Origin of the sequence: Methanospirillum sp. (assembly GCF_035560735.1) — an archaeon.
Lineage (GTDB): Archaea > Halobacteriota > Methanomicrobia > Methanomicrobiales > Methanospirillaceae > Methanospirillum.
Window position 1 is genome coordinate 1 of sequence record NZ_DATMYY010000107.1, and the last position, 2821, is coordinate 2821.

Genomic DNA, 2821 nt, shown 5'->3' on the forward strand with positions numbered 1-2821 from the left:
CCTTAATTCATTTGAACGCTTGAATATCCCTTAAAATATGCTTCATTTATCAGTTCGTAGGGATTTCACTGTCACAAGATTTTATTATCCAGGTGGGTGTCCTCACAATGGTTCCTGATTACATCAATGGGTATTTATCCATGGGCTGATGATGATCATATTGAGTATTATGAGAATGGAGCCTCAAAAAATCCCTAAAATGCCTAAGGAAGAGTATGATGCCCTTATTAAACGCCAATATGTATCCAGAATAGCGTTTAAGGGATCTGAACATCCATACATTGCTCCATTTATGTATGTCTTTGACGGCAGATACCTCTATTTTCTGTCTTCTAACTACGGACGTAAAATGGAATATTTCAAACAGGATCCAAAAGTATCTGTAGAGATTGAGGAGTACTCCTCTGATTTATCTGCCTTTACGTTTGTAAGCCTGCAGGGATTTCTTGAGGAAGTTAAGGATCCATCCCATAAATTGAGGGTCCGGGAACAGTTTGTTGACATGATTAAGACAAATCACCTTTCATCACGGGTGCTCACGGCATTTGGCCATTCTTCTCAGGATGAGCCTGAAGTGATCATCCGTGAAGAACGCTCATCAGTCTGGAAACTGGTTGGTGTGAAAGATATAATCGCCCTTAAAAACGGCTAATTCTTCTTGAGTTCCTTCATTTTCCATATTTCAATGACCAGTGGCTTATACATAGTTTTGAAGAAGGGCCGGTCAATTATCATCACCGATATCTCCTGCCCATGGCGAATTTTTCTGATTTGTGAGTCTGAATAGAATAGTATAGTATTCATTTTTAGATCGTTCAGTGGATTTAATACCTCAAGTATCCTCGTTAATATCAGGGGAAATATGACCGTCAGTAAACGAATATTCAATAAACCGGTTGTTTTGATCAGCCGTTGTATCGGATTTGATGCAGTGAGATACAACGGGGACATGATCTCAAGTCATGAAGTTGAGATGATGAAACCATATGTTTCATTCATTCCGGTGTGTCCTGAAGTTGAGATAGGCCTTGGGATTCCAAGAGATACCATCCGAATAGTCAGAATTGATGGAGATGATCATCTGATTCAGCCTTCCACCGGGGTTGACCTGACAGACCGGATGAATACTTTCTGTTCTTCATATCTTCAAAACCTTCCTCTTGTTGACGGGTTTCTCCTCAAGTTTAGATCACCCACTTCTGGCATATCTGGAGTGAATATTTATGCTACTACTGAAAAGTCTGCTGCCATCGGGAAAGGGGCCGGATTTTTTGGCAGAATGGTTCTCGATACATTTGCCGGCTATCCCATAGAGGATGAAGGACGAATTCGAAACACCCGGGTCAGGGATCATTTTCTTACCAGGATTTTTATGCTTTCAGATCTGGACAATGTTCTGAAAAATCCTTCACTCACAGGGCTCACCCGGTTTCATGCCCAGAATAAACTGGCTCTGATGGCATATAGTCAGGCAACCGTGAAAACCCTGGGCAATGTTGCTGCAAACAGGAATAATCTTTCTATTAGTGAAATGATTGCCCTATACCGGCGTAGTCTGATTGAAGGAACAAAAAACCCTGCCCGGTATACCTCCCACATTAATGTCCTTCACCATGCAATGGGTTATTTTTCAGATGAACTCTCACCTGATGAGAAGACTTTTTTCCTGAATAGCGTCGAGGATTACCGGAATGGGAATCTCCCGATATCTGCTCTTAAAAAGATGCTCCTGATCTGGATAATCAAGTATACTAATACATATCTCAGTAGTCAAACCTATTTTGCTCCATATCCGGAACCCTTGATGGAGCTTGATAGTTCCCTTATTGAACGGGGTCGTGATATGTATACTGGCCTGGAATGATCTGATATCAGGGTTTGAGATCTACTATATCTGACAGTTCTGCTTACCCGTTTTACCGGCATTATCCTGGCGGCAGTGGGATTATGTGTATCTCCTCTGTCTTTGGTATGATCGGATCTGCCCGGTTAGCGTATTTTTTCACCTAAAATGCTATTATCCGAGTATTCTTCCAATAAAAAATCGAAAGAAACATAATTTTGAACCCTGATGTACGTACATGACATCCAATAAGAACTGGTTAATTGTGTTTGCAATAGGTCTCCTCTTCTCCTCGTTAGCTCTCTTTTCTCTCCATTACATAGTATTTCATGATCTTCACCAAATCGCTTTTTATACTCTCCAGGATCTTGCCTTTCTCCCGATAGAGGCCCTTCTCGTCACCCTTATTCTTCACCAGTTGCTGGAAAGGCAGGCCAGAAAGAGCAAGCTCAATAAACTCAATATGGTTATTGGTTTATTCTTTTCAGAGATCGGAGTTCCTCTTATGAGGTTTTTCTCTACCCGTGACCTTGATTTTAAGCAAAAAAACGTGTTCTATTTATCTCTGGAAACCTGGAGCCATTCTATGTATGCCAGCAAGAAAAAAGAGGCATTAAAGGCACCATATAAAATTCAGTTCTTTAGCAATGATCTGATCTCAGTTCGAGACATGCTCATCAAGAAAGAAGATTTTCTTGTCAGGCTACTGGAAAATCCCCTCCTTTTAGAGCATGAATCATTCACTGAAGTATTGCTGGCAGTGTTTCATCTGACTGATGAATTAAAACACCGGGGCAGTTGTGCTGATCTTCCTGAAAGCGATATGTACCATCTTTCAGGTGACATTACCCGCATATATTCCCGAATAATTCCGGTATGGCTCTCGTATCTTGAGTACCTCAAGGCAGATTATCCATATCTGTTCTCACTTGCAATCAGAACCAACCCGTTCGTAGGGACAGAAGATTCCGTTGTACG

At 41.2% G+C, this 2821-nt stretch carries 3 protein-coding genes; all 3 read left to right on the forward strand.

What is annotated here, in order from left to right:
- The first annotated feature begins 169 nt into the window (after nucleotides 1-169).
- Nucleotides 170-652, forward strand: coding sequence for a pyridoxamine 5'-phosphate oxidase family protein (locus VN429_RS03430; RefSeq protein WP_325629818.1), 483 nt, complete (start codon nucleotides 170-172; stop codon nucleotides 650-652).
- Between the two features lie 210 nt (nucleotides 653-862).
- Nucleotides 863-1864, forward strand: coding sequence for a YbgA family protein (locus VN429_RS03435; RefSeq protein WP_325629820.1), 1002 nt, complete (start codon nucleotides 863-865; stop codon nucleotides 1862-1864).
- Between the two features lie 217 nt (nucleotides 1865-2081).
- A partial coding sequence (locus tag VN429_RS03440; RefSeq protein ID WP_325629822.1) for a hypothetical protein occupies nucleotides 2082-2821 on the forward strand: 740 nt, incomplete at its 3' end.

Coding starts and splice junctions, on each gene's coding strand:
- VN429_RS03430 (WP_325629818.1), top strand. CDS start 170: ATGAGAATGGAGCCTCAAAAAATCCCTAAAATGCCTAAGGAAGAGTAT.
- VN429_RS03435 (WP_325629820.1), top strand. CDS start 863: ATGACCGTCAGTAAACGAATATTCAATAAACCGGTTGTTTTGATCAGC.